A 14,451-nucleotide genomic window follows, 5' to 3' on the forward strand; every position below is an offset into this window, starting at 1 on the left:
ATCTGAGAATGGCTAAGCAGATCAAGGGCATCCTGGGCGAGAAGCTCGGCATGACGCAGGTGTGGGACGAGAACAACCGTGTTGTTCCGGTCACCGTCGTCAAGGCCAGCCCGAATGTCGTGACCCAGGTCCGCACCAACGACGTCGACGGCTACGAGTCGGTCCAGATCGCCTTCGGCGAGATCGACCCGCGCAAGGTGAACAAGCCCCTCAAGGGCCACTTCGCCAAGGCCGATGTCACCCCCCGCCGTCACCTCGTCGAGATCCGTACCGCTGACGCCAGCGAGTACACCCTCGGCCAGGAGATCACCGCCGCGACCTTCGAGGCCGGCGTGAAGGTGGACGTGACCGGCAAGAGCAAGGGCAAGGGCTTCGCCGGTGTCATGAAGCGTCACAACTTCAAGGGCCTCGGCGCCGGTCACGGCACCCAGCGCAAGCACCGCTCGCCCGGCTCCATCGGTGGCTGCGCCACCCCGGGCCGCGTGTTCAAGGGCCTCCGTATGGCGGGCCGCATGGGCAACGAGCGGGTCACCACCCAGAACCTGACCGTCCACGCCGTTGACGCGGAGAAGGGTCTGCTGCTCATCAAGGGCGCGGTTCCCGGTCCGAACGGCGGCCTCGTCCTGGTCCGCACTGCGGCCAAGGGGGCCTGAAGATGAGCACTGTTGACATCCTTTCGCCTGCCGGCGAGAAGGCCGGTAGCGTCGAACTCCCCGCGGAGATCTTCGGCGTGGAGAAGGTCAGCATCCCGCTGATCCACCAGGTCGTCGTCGCGCAGAACGCGGCTGCCCGCCAGGGCACGCACAAGACCAAGCGCCGCGGCGAGGTTCGCGGTGGCGGTAAGAAGCCTTACCGCCAGAAGGGCACCGGCCGCGCCCGTCAGGGCTCGACCCGCGCCCCGCAGTTCGCCGGTGGTGGCGTCGTCCACGGCCCGCAGCCGCGTGACTACTCGCAGCGGACCCCGAAGAAGATGAAGGCCGCCGCCCTGCGGCACGCCCTCACCGACCGGGCCCGCCACAACCGCATCCACGTCGTCACCGGCGTGATCGAGGGCGAGGCTCCTTCCACCAAGGCCGCTCGCACGCTGTTCGGCAAGATCTCGGAGCGCAAGAACCTGCTCCTGGTCGTCGACCGTGCCGACGAGGCCGCGTGGCTGTCCGCCCGCAACCTGCCCCAGGTGCACATCCTGGAGCCGGGCCAGCTGAACACGTACGACGTGATCGTCTCGGACGACGTGGTCTTCACCCAGGCCGCTCTTGAGTCCTTCGTGTCCGGCCCGAAGGCCAACGACACCGAAGGGAGTGACGCCTGATGGCTACGCGTCACCCGAGCATCGCCCCCAAGGCGGCGAAGGTCGCCAAGGCCGCGCGCGTCGCCAAGGCGCGCCGCCACGCCGCCGAGGGCAAGAACACCGTCGTCACCGCGCCCAGCAAGGCGTACACGGACCCCCGTGACGTGCTGCTGAAGCCGGTCGTGTCGGAGAAGAGCTACGCGCTCCTCGACGAGAACAAGTACACGTTCATCGTCGACCCCACCGCGAACAAGACCCAGATCAAGCAGGCCGTCCAGGCGGTCTTCTCGGTCAAGGTCACCGGGGTCAACACGATCAACCGCCAGGGCAAGCGCAAGCGCACCAAGACCGGTTTCGGTCAGCGCGCGAGCACCAAGCGCGCGATCGTGACCCTCGCTGAGGGCGACCGTATCGACATCTTCGGCGGTCCGACCGCGTAAGCGGGTCGGATCGTCCGATATCGGACGAGGACTGAGAAATGGGAATCCGCAAGTACAAGCCGACTACGCCGGGCCGTCGTGGCTCCAGCGTCGCCGACTTCGTCGAGGTCACGCGGTCCACGCCGGAGAAGTCGCTGGTCCGCCCGCTGCACAGCAAGGGCGGCCGTAACAACGCCGGTCGTGTGACCGTTCGCCACCAGGGTGGCGGACACAAGCGCGCCTACCGTGTCATCGACTTCCGTCGCCATGACAAGGACGGCGTGCCGGCGAAGGTCGCGCACATCGAGTACGACCCCAACCGCACCGCGCGCATCGCGCTCCTGCACTACGCGGACGGCGAGAAGCGTTACATCCTGGCGCCCAAGGGCCTGAGCCAGGGCGACCGGATCGAGAACGGCCCCGGCGCCGACATCAAGCCCGGCAACAACCTGGCGCTGCGCAACATCCCCGTCGGTACGACGATCCACTCCGTGGAGCTTCGTCCGGGCGGCGGCGCCAAGTTCGCCCGCTCCGCCGGTGCCTCCGTGCAGCTGCTCGCGAAGGAGGGCGTCATGGCCCACCTCCGCATGCCGTCCGGTGAGATCCGCCTGGTCGACCAGCGCTGCCGCGCCACGGTCGGCGAGGTCGGCAACGCCGAGCAGAGCAACATCAACTGGGGCAAGGCCGGCCGCAAGCGCTGGCTGGGCGTCCGCCCGACCGTTCGCGGTGTGGCGATGAACCCGGTTGACCACCCCCACGGTGGTGGTGAGGGCAAGACCTCCGGTGGTCGCCACCCGGTCAGCCCCTGGGGTCAGAAGGAGGGTCGTACTCGTTCGCCGAAGAAGGCTTCGAACAAGTACATCGTCCGCCGCCGCAAGACGAACAAGAAGCGCTAGGAGCGGGTTTAGATGCCGCGCAGTCTCAAGAAGGGGCCCTTCGTCGACGACCACCTCATCAAGAAGGTGGACGTACAGAACGAAGCCGGTTCCAAGAACGTCATCAAGACCTGGTCCCGCCGCTCGATGATCGTCCCGGCCATGCTCGGCCACACGATCGCGGTGCACAACGGCAAGACCCACATCCCGGTGTTTGTCACCGAGTCGATGGTCGGCCACAAGCTCGGCGAGTTCTCGCCGACGCGCACCTTCCGGGGTCACGTCAAGGACGACCGGAAGTCGAAGCGCCGCTAACGCGGGGTGATTGACCATGACAAACACTGAAGGGACAACCATGGAAGCCAGGGCCCAGGCGCGGTACATCCGCGTCACGCCCATGAAGGCCCGCCGTGTGGTGGACCTCATCCGCGGCCTGGACGCCGCGGAGGCTCAGGCGGTCCTGCGCTTCACCCCGCAGGCCGCGAGCGTGCCGGTCGGCAAGGTGCTGGACAGCGCCATCGCCAACGCCGCGCACAACTACGACCACACTGACGTCGACAGCCTCTTCATCTCCGAGGCGTACGTCGACGAGGGTCCGACCCTCAAGCGGTTCCGTCCGCGCGCCCAGGGGCGTGCCTACCGGATTCGCAAGCGGACCAGCCACATCACCGTGGTCCTCAGCGCCAAGGAAGGAACCCGGTAATGGGCCAGAAGGTAAACCCGCACGGGTTCCGGCTCGGTGTCACGACCGACTTCAAGTCGCGTTGGTACGCCGACAAGCTCTACAAGGACTACGTCAAGGAAGACGTCGCCATCCGTCGGATGATGACGTCCGGCATGGAGCGCGCCGGCATCTCGAAGGTGGAGATCGAGCGCACCCGTGACCGTGTCCGCGTGGACATCCACACCGCGCGTCCGGGCATCGTCATCGGCCGCCGTGGCGCCGAGGCCGACCGCATCCGCGGCGACCTCGAAAAGCTCACGGGCAAGCAGGTCCAGCTGAACATCCTTGAGGTCAAGAACCCCGAGACGGATGCCCAGCTGGTCGCGCAGGCCGTCGCCGAGCAGCTCTCCTCCCGCGTCTCCTTCCGTCGGGCCATGCGTAAGAGCATGCAGTCCGCCATGAAGGCCGGCGCCAAGGGCATCAAGATCCAGTGCGGTGGCCGCCTCGGCGGCGCCGAGATGTCCCGCTCGGAGTTCTACCGCGAGGGCCGTGTGCCCCTGCACACGCTCCGCGCGAACGTGGACTACGGCTTCTTCGAGGCCAAGACGACCTTCGGCCGCATCGGCGTGAAGGTCTGGATCTACAAGGGCGATGTCAAGAACATCGCCGAGGTCCGCGCCGAGAACGCTGCGGCCCGTGCGGGTAACCGCCCGGCCCGCGGTGGTGCCGACCGCCCGGCCCGTGGTGGCCGCGGTGGCGAGCGGCGTGGTCGTAAGCCGCAGCAGGCTGCCGGCGCCGAGGCCCCCAAGGCCGACGCTCCCGCCGCCGCTCCGGCTGAGAGCACCGGAACGGAGGCCTGACCGTCATGCTGATCCCCCGTAGGGTCAAGCACCGCAAGCAGCACCACCCCAAGCGCGACGGCGCTGCCAAGGGCGGCACGCAGGTTGCGTTCGGCGAGTACGGCATCCAGGCGCTCACCCCGGCCTATGTGACGAACCGTCAGATCGAGGCCGCTCGTATCGCCATGACGCGTCACATCAAGCGTGGTGGCAAGGTCTGGATCAACATCTACCCCGACCGTCCGCTCACCAAGAAGCCTGCCGAGACCCGCATGGGTTCCGGTAAGGGTTCCCCCGAGTGGTGGATCGCCAACGTCAAGCCCGGACGCGTGATGTTCGAGCTGTCGTACCCCAACGAAAAGATCGCCCGTGAGGCGCTGACTCGTGCGGCCCACAAGCTGCCGATGAAGTGCCGGATCGTCAAGCGCGAGGCAGGTGAAGCGTGATGTCGGCCGGTACCAAGGCGTCCGAGCTGCGCGAACTGGGTGACGAGGAGCTTCTCGCGAAGCTCCGCGAAGCCAAGGAAGAGCTGTTCAACCTCCGCTTCCAGGCGGCGACCGGTCAGCTCGAGAACCACGGTCGGCTCAAGGCCGTCCGTAAGGACATCGCGCGGATCTACACCCTGATGCGTGAGCGCGAGCTGGGCATCGAGACGGTGGAGAGCGCCTGATGAGCGAGAACAACGTGACCGAGAACGCTGCTGAGGCACGCGGCTTCCGCAAGACCCGCGAGGGTCTCGTCGTCAGCGACAAGATGGACAAGACCGTCGTCGTCGCCGTCGAGGACCGCGTCAAGCACGCCCTGTACGGCAAGGTCATCCGCCGTACGAACAAGCTCAAGGCGCACGACGAGCAGAACGCTGCCGGCGTCGGCGACCGTGTCCTCCTCGCGGAGACCCGGCCGCTGTCCGCCACCAAGCGCTGGCGCATCGTCGAGATCCTCGAGAAGGCCAAGTAAATCTCCTGCGGGGCAAACCTCGCAGGACAGTTCCGCCAGGCTCCGGGAGCCGCTCCGCTGAGCGGCTCCCGGGGAACCGGCAGACACACAGGAGATAGACGTGATCCAGCAGGAGTCGCGACTGCGCGTCGCCGACAACACAGGTGCGAAGGAAATTCTTTGCATCCGTGTGCTCGGTGGCTCCGGTCGCCGCTACGCGGGCATCGGTGACGTCATCGTCGCCACCGTCAAGGACGCGATCCCCGGTGGCAACGTGAAGAAGGGTGACGTCATCAAGGCGGTCATCGTTCGCACCGTCAAGGAGCGTCGCCGTCCGGACGGCTCGTACATCCGCTTCGACGAGAACGCCGCCGTCATTCTGAAGAACGACGGCGACCCTCGCGGCACCCGCATCTTCGGCCCGGTCGGGCGTGAGCTGCGCGAGAAGAAGTTCATGAAGATCATCTCGCTGGCTCCGGAGGTGCTGTAAGCATGAAGATCAAGAAGGGCGACCTGGTTCAGGTCATCACCGGCAAGGACAAGGGCAAGCAGGGCAAGGTCATCGCGGCCTTCCCCCGCGAGGACCGCGTCCTGGTCGAGGGTGTCAACCGGGTCAAGAAGCACACCAAGGCCGGTCCCACCGCCAAGGGCTCGCAGGCCGGTGGCATCGTCACGACCGAGGCGCCGATCCACGTCTCCAACGTCCAGCTGGTCGTTGAGAAGGACGGCAACAAGGTTGTCACGCGTGTCGGTTACCGCTTCGACGACGAGGGCAACAAGATCCGCGTTGCCAAGCGGACGGGTGAGGACATCTGATGGCTACCACCACCAACCCGCGTCTCAAGACGAAGTACCGCGAGGAGATCGCGGGCAAGCTGCGTGACGAGTTCAAGTACGAGAACGTCATGCAGATCCCCGGTCTCGTCAAGATCGTGGTCAACATGGGTGTCGGCGACGCCGCCCGTGACTCGAAGCTCATCGAGGGCGCGATCCGCGACCTGACCACGATCACCGGTCAGAAGCCGGCCGTCACCAAGGCCCGGAAGTCCATCGCGCAGTTCAAGCTGCGCGAGGGTCAGCCGATCGGTGCCCACGTCACGCTCCGTGGCGACCGCATGTGGGAGTTCCTGGACCGCACCCTGTCGCTGGCGCTCCCGCGCATCCGCGACTTCCGCGGTCTGTCCCCCAAGCAGTTCGACGGCCGTGGCAACTACACCTTCGGTCTCACGGAGCAGGTCATGTTCCACGAGATCGACCAGGACAAGATCGACCGCGTCCGGGGTATGGACATCACCGTGGTCACCACGGCGACCAACGACGCTGAGGGCCGTGCGCTCCTTCGTCACCTCGGCTTCCCGTTCAAGGAGGCGTGAGCGAGATGGCGAAGAAGGCTCTGATTGCCAAGGCTGCTCGCAAGCCGAAGTTCGGGGTACGGGGCTACACGCGCTGCCAGCGCTGCGGCCGTCCGCACTCCGTGTACCGCAAGTTCGGCCTCTGCCGCGTGTGCCTTCGTGAGATGGCTCACCGTGGCGAGCTGCCGGGCGTGACCAAGAGCTCCTGGTAGTCCCGGTAATCCGGAACTTTCAGGGCTCTCGGTAAGCATCTGGGTGGACAGGGGCCCGTCCCCGCATGCATTAGGCTTGCGGGGTTGGGCGCCTGTCACGCCCGTACGACTTACTACGCCGTAGGTCCACCGCGCCGCACCCGTCCCGTCTCGGATCGGGGAGAGGGATGGCGCACCAGGAAACCCCGGCGAGAGAGGCCGAAGGCCAATTCATGACCATGACTGATCCGATCGCAGACATGCTGACACGTCTGCGGAACGCGAACTCGGCGTACCACGACTCCGTGACGATGCCGGCATCGAAGATCAAGTCTCACATCGCGGAGATCCTCCAGCAGGAGGGCTTCATCACGGGCTGGAAGGTCGAGGACGCCGAGGTCGGCAAGTCCCTCGTCCTGGAGCTGAAGTTCGGCCCCAACCGTGAGCGCTCCATCGCGGGCATCAAGCGGATCTCCAAGCCCGGTCTCCGGGTTTACGCGAAGTCCACCTCCCTGCCCAAGGTGCTTGGCGGCCTCGGCGTGGCGATCATCTCCACGTCGCACGGTCTCCTCACCGACAAGCAGGCCGGCAAGAAGGGCGTGGGTGGGGAAGTCCTCGCCTACGTCTGGTAGCGGAAGGGAACGGAGGAAACAGCTATGTCGCGTATTGGCAAGCTCCCCATCACGGTTCCCGCCGGCGTGGACGTCACCATCGACGGCCGTACGGTCTCGGTCAAGGGCCCCAAGGGCTCGCTGACCCACACCGTTGCCGCGCCGATCGACATCGCCAAGGGTGAGGACGGCGTGCTCAGCGTCACCCGCCCCAACGACGAGCGTCAGAACAAGGCCCTGCACGGCCTGTCCCGCACGCTGGTGGCGAACATGATCACCGGCGTGACCCAGGGTTACGTGAAGAAGCTCGAAATCAGCGGTGTCGGTTACCGCGTGACGGCCAAGGGTTCGAACCTTGAGTTCGCTCTCGGCTACAGCCACCCGATCACCGTCGAGGCGCCCGAGGGAATCACCTTCAAGGTGGAGACCCCGACCCGCTTCCAGGTCGAGGGCATCGACAAGCAGAAGGTCGGCGAGGTTGCGGCCAACATCCGCAAGCTGCGCAAGCCCGACCCGTACAAGGCCAAGGGCGTCAAGTACGAGGGCGAAGTCATCCGCCGCAAGGTCGGAAAGGCGGGTAAGTAAGCCATGGCATACGGGCAGAAGATTCTGAAGGGCGACGCGTACAAGCGCGCCGCCATCAAGCGCCGCCACATCCGGATTCGCAAGCGCGTCTCCGGCTCGGCGGAGCGCCCCCGTCTGGTCGTCACCCGCTCGAACCGCCACATCGTGGCCCAGGTGATCGACGACATCAAGGGTCACACCCTGGCGTCGGCGTCCACCCTGGACACCTCGATCCGCGGTGCCGAGGGCGACAAGTCGGCACAGGCCAAGCAGGTCGGCGCCCTGGTCGCCGAGCGCGCCAAGGCCGCCGGTGTCGAGGCTGTCGTGTTCGACCGTGGTGGCAACCAGTACGCCGGGCGCATCGCCGCCCTGGCGGACGCCGCCCGCGAAGCCGGGCTCAAGTTCTAGAGCCTGCCGTAGCTAGCGGAAAAAGAGAGAGGTAATTCCAATGGCTGGACCCCAGCGCCGCGGTGGCGGTGCCGGTGGCGGCGAGCGGCGGGACCGGAAGGGCCGTGACGGCGGCGCTGCTGCCGCCGAGAAGACCGCGTACGTTGAGCGCGTTGTCGCGATCAACCGCGTCGCCAAGGTTGTGAAGGGTGGTCGTCGCTTCAGCTTCACCGCGCTGGTCGTGGTGGGCGATGGTGACGGCACCGTCGGTGTCGGTTACGGCAAGGCCAAGGAGGTGCCGGCCGCCATCGCCAAGGGTGTTGAGGAGGCCAAGAAGCACTTCTTCAAGGTCCCCCGTATCCAGGGCACCATCCCCCACCCCATCCAGGGTGAGAAGGCTGCCGGCGTCGTTCTGCTCAAGCCCGCGTCCCCGGGTACCGGCGTTATCGCCGGTGGTCCGGTGCGTGCGGTGCTTGAGTGCGCCGGTATCCACGACATCCTGTCGAAGTCGCTCGGCTCCGACAACGCGATCAACATCGTGCACGCCACCGTGGCGGCCCTCAAGGGCTTGCAGCGTCCCGAGGAGGTCGCGGCCCGCCGTGGCCTGCCCCTTGAGGACGTCGCCCCCGCGGCTCTGCTCCGTGCACGTGCTGGGGCGGGTGCGTAATGGCTCGCCTCAAGGTCACGCAGACGAAGTCGTACATCGGCAGCAAGCAGAACCACCGTGACACCCTGCGTTCCCTTGGTCTCAAGGGCATCAACACGCAGGTCGTCAAGGAGGATCGTCCCGAGTTCCGCGGCATGGTGCACACCGTCCGCCACCTCGTGACGGTCGAGGAGGTCGACTGATCATGGCGGAGAACAACCCGCTCAAGATCCACAACCTCCGTCCCGCCCCCGGTGCCAAGACCGCGAAGACCCGTGTCGGTCGTGGTGAGGCGTCGAAGGGTAAGACGGCCGGTCGTGGTACCAAGGGCACGAAGGCCCGTTACCAGGTTCCGGAGCGCTTCGAGGGTGGCCAGATGCCCCTCCACATGCGTCTCCCGAAGCTCAAGGGCTTCAAGAACCCGTTCAAGACCGAGTTCCAGGTCGTGAACCTCGACAAGCTGGCCTCGCTCTACCCCGAGGGTGGCGAAGTCACCGTCGAGGGTCTGGTGGCCAAGGGTGCCGTTCGCAAGAACAGCCTCGTCAAGGTCCTCGGCCAGGGCGAGATCTCCGTGGCGTTGCAGGTGACGGTTGACGCCGTCTCCGGCTCCGCCAAGGAGAAGATCACCGCCGCCGGCGGCACCGTCACCGAGCTCGTCTGAGACTCGATGACATGAACGATCCCGACCGGGGATATCCCATAACGGGGTATCCCCGGTTGGTCGTTCCACGGGGGCAGTGTCGCCGGTAAGGTGGCCTGCGCTGCTCATTTTCCGTTCGGCGCGTCGTCGTGAGGATGAACCATCCGCACGCCGGAACTCCGGGCGGGGCTTTGCTGTTATCTAGCTGTCAGCCGTCCCCAGTTCGTCTTCCTATTCGTCGAACCTCAAGACCGTCACCCTTGACGCAGTTGCGCGGGGGTCGCAGGAGGCACCGTGCTCACCGCGTTCGCCCGGGCGTTCAGGACGCCCGACCTGCGCAAGAAGCTGCTCTTCACGCTGGCCATCATCGTGGTGTACCGGGTCGGTACCCACGTCCCGATCCCCGGCATCAACTACCAGGCCGTCCAGACGTGTGTGAACGACGCGTCCGGTACCCAGGGACTGTTCGGTCTGGTCAACATGTTCAGCGGTGGCGCGCTGCTCCAGATCACGATCTTCGCGCTGGGCATCATGCCGTACATCACGGCGAGCATCATCCTCCAGCTGCTGACCGTGGTGATCCCACGCCTGGAAGCCCTCAAGAAGGAGGGCCAGGCCGGCACGGCGAAGATCACGCAGTACACCCGCTACCTGACCGTGGCCCTCGCCATCCTTCAGGGCACCGGCCTGGTGGCCACCGCCCGCAGCGGCGCCCTCTTCACTGGCTGCCCGGTCGCCACCAGCATCGTTCCCGACCAGGCGATCTTCACCACCATCACCATGGTCATCTGCATGACCGCCGGTACGGCCATGGTCATGTGGCTGGGCGAGCTGATCACCGACCGCGGTATCGGCAACGGCATGTCGATCCTCATGTTCATCTCGATCGCCGCCACCTTCCCCTCGGCCCTGTGGGCCATCAAGAAGCAGGGCAAGCTCGCGGACGGCTGGATCGAGTTCGGCACCGTGATCCTCGTCGGCCTGGTCATGGTCGGCCTGGTCGTCTTCGTCGAGCAGGCCCAGCGCCGCATCCCGGTGCAGTACGCGAAGCGCATGATCGGCCGCCGTTCCTACGGCGGTACCTCGACGTACATCCCGCTGAAGGTCAATCAGGCGGGTGTCATTCCGGTCATCTTCGCGTCGTCGCTGCTCTACATCCCGGCTCTGGTCGCGCAGTTCTCCGGTGGCACCTCCGGCTGGAAGACCTGGATCGAGAACAACCTGACCAAGGGTGACCACCCGATCTACCTGGTCAGCTACTTCTTGCTGATCGTTTTCTTCGCGTTCTTCTACGTGGCGATCTCCTTCAACCCCGAAGAAGTAGCCGACAACATGAAGAAGTATGGTGGTTTCATCCCGGGCATCCGGGCTGGCCGACCGACCGCTGAGTACCTGTCGTACGTACTCAACCGGATCACCTGGCCGGGTTCGCTGTACTTGGGGCTGATCGCTCTCGTGCCAACGATGGCGTTGGTCGGGTTCGGGGCAACCGGTAACTTCCCGTTCGGCGGGACCAGCATCCTCATCATCGTGGGTGTCGGTCTTGAGACCGTGAAGCAGATCGAGAGCCAGCTTCAGCAGCGCAATTACGAAGGGTTCCTCCGCTGATGCGCATCGTTCTCGTCGGGCCGCCGGGTGCGGGAAAGGGCACGCAGGCCACGCGTCTAGCCGCGACGCTGGGTGTGCCGCACATTTCCACGGGCGACCTGTTCCGCGCCAACATCAGTCGGCAGACGGAGCTCGGGAAACTCGCGAAGTCCTACATGGACGCCGGTAATCTCGTCCCCGACGAGGTCACGATCGCCATGGCCAAGGACCGCATGGAGCAGCCGGACGCCGAGAACGGCTTCCTGCTCGACGGTTTCCCGCGCAATGTCTCGCAGGCCGAGGCGCTCGACGAGCTGCTGACGACCGAGGGCATCAAGCTGGAAGCCGTGCTGGACCTCGAAGTTCCCGAGGAGGAGGTCGTCAAGCGGATCGCCGGTCGGCGCATCTGCCGTAACGACTCCGCGCACGTCTTCCACGTCACCTACAGCAAGCCGCAGCAGGACGGCGTCTGTGACGTCTGCGGTGGCGAGCTGTACCAGCGGGACGACGACTCCGAGGACACCGTCCGTAAGCGGCTTGAGGTCTACCACACGCAGACCGAGCCGATCATCGACTACTACCGGGCGCAGGGGCTGGTCGTCACGATCTCCTCCCTCGGCCCGGTGGAAGAGGTCACGGGGCGGGCCCTGGAGGCCCTCAAGCGGGAGAACGCCGGCAAGTAGCCGTCGAGCTGGAACCGGCCGTGACGTCCCTGGGGCGTCACGGCCGTAGTGTTGTACAGGTGTCCGTAGACCGGTTGTCGTGAGTGACGGAGAGCGCAGGCCCCCCATGGTGCAGATCAAGACCCCCGAGCAGATCGCGACGATGCGTCGGGCGGGGCTGGTCGTCGCCGCGATCCACGCCGCGACGCGTGAGGCGGCCGTTCCCGGGGCCACCACGAAGGACCTCGACCAGGTCGCCCGCAAGGTCCTCGCCGACCATGACGCCAAGCCCAACTTCCTTGGCTACGGCGGCTTCCCGGCCACCATCTGCACCTCCGTCAACGAGGTCGTCGTCCACGGCATCCCCTCCGACGAGGTCGTGCTGAAGGACGGCGACATCATCTCCATCGACTGCGGCGCGATCGTCGACGGCTGGCACGGCGACGCGGCGTTCACGGCGTTCGTCGGCTCGGGTCACGCCCCCGAGCTGATCGAACTGTCCCGGGTGACCGAGGAGTCGATGTGGGCCGGGATCGCCGCGATGAAGCCGGGGAACCGGCTGGTCGACGTCTCCCGTGCGATCGAGACGTACATCCGCCGGCAGCCGAAGCCCGGCGGCGGCAAGTACGGGATCATCGAGGACTACGGCGGCCACGGCATCGGGACCGAGATGCACATGGACCCGCATCTGCTGAACTACGTCGAGAAGCGGCGCGGCAAGGGGCCGAAGCTGGTGCCGGGGTTCTGCCTCGCCATCGAGCCCATGGTGTCCCTGGGGACCCCCAGGACCGAGGTGCTGTCCGACGACTGGACGGTCATCACGACCGACGGGACGTGGTCGTCGCACTGGGAGCATTCGGTGGCGTTGACCGAGGCGGGGCCGTTGGTGCTCACCGCTGTCGACGGCGGTAAGGCGAAGCTTGCCGAGCTGGGGGTTGTGGCGGCGCCGGACCCGCTGGGCTGAGGGGTCTTGGGCCCTCGCCCACGGGGTGGGGTGGTGTGCGCCGTGCGCGAGTGGAGGTTCGTGGGGCTTCTCGCGCAGTTCCTCGCGCCCCCTAAAAGCCGCTGGTCGCGCCCGCGCGGCGGAGCCGCAGATCGATACGCCTCGCGCCCTTTTGGGGCGCTCCCTTACGGGCGTTTTGTAGAAGCCCGGGCTTAATGATCTTTGGGCTGGGGCATCCTTCTCGATTCGTCTTTCCGTGGGTGCTGACGTAGACTGACTCGTCGGCTCTCGTGCATCCGTATGTCTGGATTCGCGTGAGGCGATCAAGGTAGTCGATTCGAAGGGCGAAGCGTGGCCAAGAAGCAAGGTGCCATCGAGATCGAGGGCACTGTCGTCGAGTCTCTTCCGAACGCCATGTTCAAGGTCGAGCTCCAGAACGGCCACCAGGTTCTGGCACACATCAGCGGCAAGATGCGTATGCACTACATCCGCATCCTCCCTGACGACCGGGTCGTGGTGGAGTTGTCTCCGTACGACCTGACACGTGGCCGGATCGTCTACCGCTACAAGTAGATCTTGCCCGCATCCCGTTTCGGCGGGGTGGTGGCACTGACCCGGAGAACCTCATCCCATGAAGGTCAAGCCGAGCGTCAAGAAGATCTGCGACAAGTGCAGGGTGATCCGCCGTCACGGTCGGGTCATGGTCATCTGCGAGAACCCGCGCCACAAGCAGCGCCAGGGCTGACGCACGATCGACCTCTCCCTCTGCATCGACATCGCAGAGATTCGCACGACGCGAGCTGAACATGTTCATACGCAGGACCCAGGCAGCGTGTGCCTGACACCCCCGGTCGGAGGCCGGGGACCCAGTTCGTACCTGGTACGGCGGCTGGGAGGCGGTCCCTGTGGAAGACCTCCGAAGATCACCAGGAGCCATTGAATGGCACGCGTTTCCGGTGTTGACATCCCGCGCGAAAAGCGCGTGGAGGTCGCCCTCACCTATGTGTTCGGCATCGGCCGGACGCTGTCCCAGCTGACGCTGGCCGAGACCGGTATCGACCCGAACACCCGCGTTCGCGACCTCTCTGAAGAGCAGCTCGTCGCGATCCGCGAGTACGTCGACAACAACATCAAGACCGAGGGTGACCTCCGTCGCGAGATCCAGGCCGACATCCGCCGCAAGGTCGAGATCGGGTGCTACCAGGGTCTCCGTCACCGTCGTGGTCTGCCCGTCCGCGGTCAGCGCACCAGCACGAACGCTCGTACCCGCAAGGGCCCGCGTCGCGCCATCGCCGGCAAGAAGAAGCCGGGCAAGAAGTAGTCCGCAGCGGACACGCCGTCCAGCGGTCTTCGCTGTAGGACCGACCACCTCCCGTAGGAGATTTAGATGCCCCCCAAGGGTCGTCAGGGCGCTGCCAAGAAGGTGCGCCGCAAGGAAAAGAAGAACGTCGCTCACGGCCACGCGCACATCAAGAGCACGTTCAACAACACGATCGTCTCCATCACGGACCCGTCCGGCAACGTGATCTCCTGGGCCTCCGCCGGCCACGTCGGCTTCAAGGGCTCCCGGAAGTCCACGCCGTTCGCCGCGCAGATGGCTGCCGAGTCGGCTGCCCGTCGCGCCCAGGAGCACGGCATGCGCAAGGTCGACGTCTTCGTGAAGGGCCCGGGTTCGGGTCGCGAGACGGCCATCCGTTCGCTTCAGGCGACCGGTCTTGAGGTCGGCTCGATCCAGGACGTCACGCCGACCCCGCACAACGGCTGCCGTCCCCCCAAGCGCCGCCGCGTCTGACCTCGTCAGACGTACGGTTGTCTTAGGTTTCGGGCGGTACGGCACTTCGGTG

At 65.9% G+C, this 14,451-nt stretch carries 27 protein-coding genes; all 27 read left to right on the plus strand.

The window, feature by feature from the left end:
- The first annotated feature begins 8 nt into the window (after nucleotides 1-8).
- The 27 genes from rplC (at nucleotide 9) to rpsK (ending at nucleotide 14,399) form a co-directional block, all read left to right on the plus strand.
- Entirely contained in the window at nucleotides 9-653 is a 645-nt protein-coding gene (rplC, locus tag ACIQOU_RS21740; RefSeq protein ID WP_401538436.1) for a 50S ribosomal protein L3, read from the plus strand.
- A 2-nt stretch (nucleotides 654-655) separates the two neighbouring features.
- On the plus strand, nucleotides 656-1,312 hold the full coding sequence (gene rplD, locus ACIQOU_RS21745; RefSeq protein WP_401538437.1) for a 50S ribosomal protein L4: 657 nt from the start codon (nucleotides 656-658) through the stop codon (nucleotides 1,310-1,312).
- Nucleotides 1,312-1,731, plus strand: coding sequence for a 50S ribosomal protein L23 (gene rplW, locus ACIQOU_RS21750; RefSeq protein ID WP_401538438.1), 420 nt, complete (start codon nucleotides 1,312-1,314; stop codon nucleotides 1,729-1,731). The genes rplD and rplW overlap by 1 nt, the downstream gene beginning before the upstream one ends.
- A gap of 38 nt (nucleotides 1,732-1,769) precedes the next feature.
- Nucleotides 1,770-2,606 (plus strand): 50S ribosomal protein L2, encoded by an 837-nt coding sequence (gene rplB, locus ACIQOU_RS21755; protein WP_401538439.1) that lies wholly within the window; start codon nucleotides 1,770-1,772, stop codon nucleotides 2,604-2,606.
- 12 nt (nucleotides 2,607-2,618) lie between these two features.
- Nucleotides 2,619-2,900, plus strand: a complete 282-nt coding sequence (gene rpsS, locus ACIQOU_RS21760; RefSeq protein WP_030619138.1) for a 30S ribosomal protein S19 — start codon at nucleotides 2,619-2,621, stop codon at nucleotides 2,898-2,900.
- 40 nt (nucleotides 2,901-2,940) lie between these two features.
- The gene (rplV, locus tag ACIQOU_RS21765) at nucleotides 2,941-3,288 is read left to right on the plus strand and encodes a 50S ribosomal protein L22 (protein WP_401538440.1); all 348 of its coding nucleotides are present in this window, start codon (nucleotides 2,941-2,943) and stop codon (nucleotides 3,286-3,288) included.
- The gene (gene rpsC, locus ACIQOU_RS21770; RefSeq protein ID WP_401538441.1) at nucleotides 3,288-4,109 is read left to right on the plus strand and encodes a 30S ribosomal protein S3; all 822 of its coding nucleotides are present in this window, start codon (nucleotides 3,288-3,290) and stop codon (nucleotides 4,107-4,109) included. The genes rplV and rpsC overlap by 1 nt, the downstream gene beginning before the upstream one ends.
- Nucleotides 4,110-4,114: 5 nt before the next feature.
- Nucleotides 4,115-4,534 (plus strand): 50S ribosomal protein L16, encoded by a 420-nt coding sequence (gene rplP / locus ACIQOU_RS21775; protein WP_046732372.1) that lies wholly within the window; start codon nucleotides 4,115-4,117, stop codon nucleotides 4,532-4,534.
- Entirely contained in the window at nucleotides 4,534-4,758 is a 225-nt protein-coding gene (gene rpmC / locus ACIQOU_RS21780; protein ID WP_003998824.1) for a 50S ribosomal protein L29, read from the plus strand. Before rplP ends, rpmC begins: the two co-directional genes overlap by 1 nt.
- Complete coding sequence (gene rpsQ, locus ACIQOU_RS21785; RefSeq protein ID WP_401538442.1) at nucleotides 4,758-5,045, plus strand: 30S ribosomal protein S17; 288 nt, start codon at nucleotides 4,758-4,760, stop codon at nucleotides 5,043-5,045. Before rpmC ends, rpsQ begins: the two co-directional genes overlap by 1 nt.
- A 100-nt stretch (nucleotides 5,046-5,145) precedes the next feature.
- The gene (gene rplN / locus ACIQOU_RS21790) at nucleotides 5,146-5,514 is read left to right on the plus strand and encodes a 50S ribosomal protein L14 (protein ID WP_003992364.1); all 369 of its coding nucleotides are present in this window, start codon (nucleotides 5,146-5,148) and stop codon (nucleotides 5,512-5,514) included.
- 2 nt (nucleotides 5,515-5,516) lie between these two features.
- Nucleotides 5,517-5,840, plus strand: coding sequence for a 50S ribosomal protein L24 (gene rplX, locus ACIQOU_RS21795; RefSeq protein WP_030039760.1), 324 nt, complete (start codon nucleotides 5,517-5,519; stop codon nucleotides 5,838-5,840).
- Nucleotides 5,840-6,397, plus strand: a complete 558-nt coding sequence (rplE, locus tag ACIQOU_RS21800) for a 50S ribosomal protein L5 (protein ID WP_401538443.1) — start codon at nucleotides 5,840-5,842, stop codon at nucleotides 6,395-6,397. The genes rplX and rplE overlap by 1 nt, the downstream gene beginning before the upstream one ends.
- A 5-nt stretch (nucleotides 6,398-6,402) precedes the next feature.
- Nucleotides 6,403-6,588: a type Z 30S ribosomal protein S14 gene (locus tag ACIQOU_RS21805; protein ID WP_003948630.1), complete on the plus strand. Its 186-nt coding sequence runs from the start codon at nucleotides 6,403-6,405 to the stop codon at nucleotides 6,586-6,588.
- A 212-nt stretch (nucleotides 6,589-6,800) separates the two neighbouring features.
- Nucleotides 6,801-7,199 carry a 30S ribosomal protein S8 gene (rpsH, locus tag ACIQOU_RS21810; protein WP_057607912.1) on the plus strand — a complete coding sequence of 133 codons (399 nt, stop codon included), beginning with the start codon at nucleotides 6,801-6,803 and terminating at the stop codon, nucleotides 7,197-7,199.
- A gap of 24 nt (nucleotides 7,200-7,223) precedes the next feature.
- A complete protein-coding gene (gene rplF / locus ACIQOU_RS21815) occupies nucleotides 7,224-7,763 on the plus strand; it encodes a 50S ribosomal protein L6 (RefSeq protein ID WP_401538444.1) in 540 nt (179 codons plus the stop codon).
- Nucleotides 7,764-7,766: 3 nt separating this feature from the next.
- The gene (gene rplR / locus ACIQOU_RS21820) at nucleotides 7,767-8,150 is read left to right on the plus strand and encodes a 50S ribosomal protein L18 (RefSeq protein ID WP_401538445.1); all 384 of its coding nucleotides are present in this window, start codon (nucleotides 7,767-7,769) and stop codon (nucleotides 8,148-8,150) included.
- Nucleotides 8,151-8,190: 40 nt separating this feature from the next.
- Nucleotides 8,191-8,796, plus strand: a complete 606-nt coding sequence (rpsE, locus tag ACIQOU_RS21825; protein WP_007494753.1) for a 30S ribosomal protein S5 — start codon at nucleotides 8,191-8,193, stop codon at nucleotides 8,794-8,796.
- Entirely contained in the window at nucleotides 8,796-8,978 is a 183-nt protein-coding gene (gene rpmD / locus ACIQOU_RS21830; protein ID WP_055553514.1) for a 50S ribosomal protein L30, read from the plus strand. The genes rpsE and rpmD overlap by 1 nt, the downstream gene beginning before the upstream one ends.
- A 2-nt stretch (nucleotides 8,979-8,980) precedes the next feature.
- Nucleotides 8,981-9,436 carry a 50S ribosomal protein L15 gene (gene rplO / locus ACIQOU_RS21835; protein WP_093824865.1) on the plus strand — a complete coding sequence of 152 codons (456 nt, stop codon included), beginning with the start codon at nucleotides 8,981-8,983 and terminating at the stop codon, nucleotides 9,434-9,436.
- Between the two features lie 273 nt (nucleotides 9,437-9,709).
- Nucleotides 9,710-11,023 carry a preprotein translocase subunit SecY gene (gene secY, locus ACIQOU_RS21840; RefSeq protein WP_401538446.1) on the plus strand — a complete coding sequence of 438 codons (1,314 nt, stop codon included), beginning with the start codon at nucleotides 9,710-9,712 and terminating at the stop codon, nucleotides 11,021-11,023.
- The gene (locus ACIQOU_RS21845) at nucleotides 11,023-11,685 is read left to right on the plus strand and encodes an adenylate kinase (protein ID WP_401538447.1); all 663 of its coding nucleotides are present in this window, start codon (nucleotides 11,023-11,025) and stop codon (nucleotides 11,683-11,685) included. Before secY ends, ACIQOU_RS21845 begins: the two co-directional genes overlap by 1 nt.
- Before the next feature lie 106 nt (nucleotides 11,686-11,791).
- Nucleotides 11,792-12,628 (plus strand): type I methionyl aminopeptidase, encoded by an 837-nt coding sequence (gene map / locus ACIQOU_RS21850; protein ID WP_401538603.1) that lies wholly within the window; start codon nucleotides 11,792-11,794, stop codon nucleotides 12,626-12,628.
- Between the two features lie 330 nt (nucleotides 12,629-12,958).
- Nucleotides 12,959-13,180 (plus strand): translation initiation factor IF-1, encoded by a 222-nt coding sequence (gene infA / locus ACIQOU_RS21855; protein ID WP_003948620.1) that lies wholly within the window; start codon nucleotides 12,959-12,961, stop codon nucleotides 13,178-13,180.
- Nucleotides 13,181-13,238: 58 nt separating this feature from the next.
- On the plus strand, nucleotides 13,239-13,352 hold the full coding sequence (gene rpmJ, locus ACIQOU_RS21860; protein ID WP_003998809.1) for a 50S ribosomal protein L36: 114 nt from the start codon (nucleotides 13,239-13,241) through the stop codon (nucleotides 13,350-13,352).
- Between the two features lie 195 nt (nucleotides 13,353-13,547).
- Nucleotides 13,548-13,928, plus strand: a complete 381-nt coding sequence (rpsM, locus tag ACIQOU_RS21865; protein ID WP_037680379.1) for a 30S ribosomal protein S13 — start codon at nucleotides 13,548-13,550, stop codon at nucleotides 13,926-13,928.
- A gap of 66 nt (nucleotides 13,929-13,994) precedes the next feature.
- On the plus strand, nucleotides 13,995-14,399 hold the full coding sequence (gene rpsK, locus ACIQOU_RS21870; protein ID WP_003956432.1) for a 30S ribosomal protein S11: 405 nt from the start codon (nucleotides 13,995-13,997) through the stop codon (nucleotides 14,397-14,399).
- The last annotated feature ends 52 nt before the right edge of the window (nucleotides 14,400-14,451 follow it).

Origin of the sequence: Streptomyces sp. NPDC091279 (genome assembly GCF_044757465.1) — a bacterium.
Classification (GTDB): Bacteria; Actinomycetota; Actinomycetes; order Streptomycetales; family Streptomycetaceae; genus Streptomyces.

Coding starts and splice junctions, on each gene's coding strand:
- rplC (WP_401538436.1), top strand. CDS start 9: ATGGCTAAGCAGATCAAGGGCATCCTGGGCGAGAAGCTCGGCATGACG.
- rplD (WP_401538437.1), top strand. CDS start 656: ATGAGCACTGTTGACATCCTTTCGCCTGCCGGCGAGAAGGCCGGTAGC.
- rplW (WP_401538438.1), top strand. CDS start 1,312: ATGGCTACGCGTCACCCGAGCATCGCCCCCAAGGCGGCGAAGGTCGCC.
- rplB (WP_401538439.1), top strand. CDS start 1,770: ATGGGAATCCGCAAGTACAAGCCGACTACGCCGGGCCGTCGTGGCTCC.
- rpsS (WP_030619138.1), top strand. CDS start 2,619: ATGCCGCGCAGTCTCAAGAAGGGGCCCTTCGTCGACGACCACCTCATC.
- rplV (WP_401538440.1), top strand. CDS start 2,941: ATGGAAGCCAGGGCCCAGGCGCGGTACATCCGCGTCACGCCCATGAAG.
- rpsC (WP_401538441.1), top strand. CDS start 3,288: ATGGGCCAGAAGGTAAACCCGCACGGGTTCCGGCTCGGTGTCACGACC.
- rplP (WP_046732372.1), top strand. CDS start 4,115: ATGCTGATCCCCCGTAGGGTCAAGCACCGCAAGCAGCACCACCCCAAG.
- rpmC (WP_003998824.1), top strand. CDS start 4,534: ATGTCGGCCGGTACCAAGGCGTCCGAGCTGCGCGAACTGGGTGACGAG.
- rpsQ (WP_401538442.1), top strand. CDS start 4,758: ATGAGCGAGAACAACGTGACCGAGAACGCTGCTGAGGCACGCGGCTTC.
- rplX (WP_030039760.1), top strand. CDS start 5,517: ATGAAGATCAAGAAGGGCGACCTGGTTCAGGTCATCACCGGCAAGGAC.
- rplE (WP_401538443.1), top strand. CDS start 5,840: ATGGCTACCACCACCAACCCGCGTCTCAAGACGAAGTACCGCGAGGAG.
- ACIQOU_RS21805 (WP_003948630.1), top strand. CDS start 6,403: ATGGCGAAGAAGGCTCTGATTGCCAAGGCTGCTCGCAAGCCGAAGTTC.
- rpsH (WP_057607912.1), top strand. CDS start 6,801: ATGACCATGACTGATCCGATCGCAGACATGCTGACACGTCTGCGGAAC.
- rplF (WP_401538444.1), top strand. CDS start 7,224: ATGTCGCGTATTGGCAAGCTCCCCATCACGGTTCCCGCCGGCGTGGAC.
- rplR (WP_401538445.1), top strand. CDS start 7,767: ATGGCATACGGGCAGAAGATTCTGAAGGGCGACGCGTACAAGCGCGCC.
- rpsE (WP_007494753.1), top strand. CDS start 8,191: ATGGCTGGACCCCAGCGCCGCGGTGGCGGTGCCGGTGGCGGCGAGCGG.
- rpmD (WP_055553514.1), top strand. CDS start 8,796: ATGGCTCGCCTCAAGGTCACGCAGACGAAGTCGTACATCGGCAGCAAG.
- rplO (WP_093824865.1), top strand. CDS start 8,981: ATGGCGGAGAACAACCCGCTCAAGATCCACAACCTCCGTCCCGCCCCC.
- ACIQOU_RS21845 (WP_401538447.1), top strand. CDS start 11,023: ATGCGCATCGTTCTCGTCGGGCCGCCGGGTGCGGGAAAGGGCACGCAG.
- map (WP_401538603.1), top strand. CDS start 11,792: ATGGTGCAGATCAAGACCCCCGAGCAGATCGCGACGATGCGTCGGGCG.
- rpmJ (WP_003998809.1), top strand. CDS start 13,239: ATGAAGGTCAAGCCGAGCGTCAAGAAGATCTGCGACAAGTGCAGGGTG.
- rpsM (WP_037680379.1), top strand. CDS start 13,548: ATGGCACGCGTTTCCGGTGTTGACATCCCGCGCGAAAAGCGCGTGGAG.
- rpsK (WP_003956432.1), top strand. CDS start 13,995: ATGCCCCCCAAGGGTCGTCAGGGCGCTGCCAAGAAGGTGCGCCGCAAG.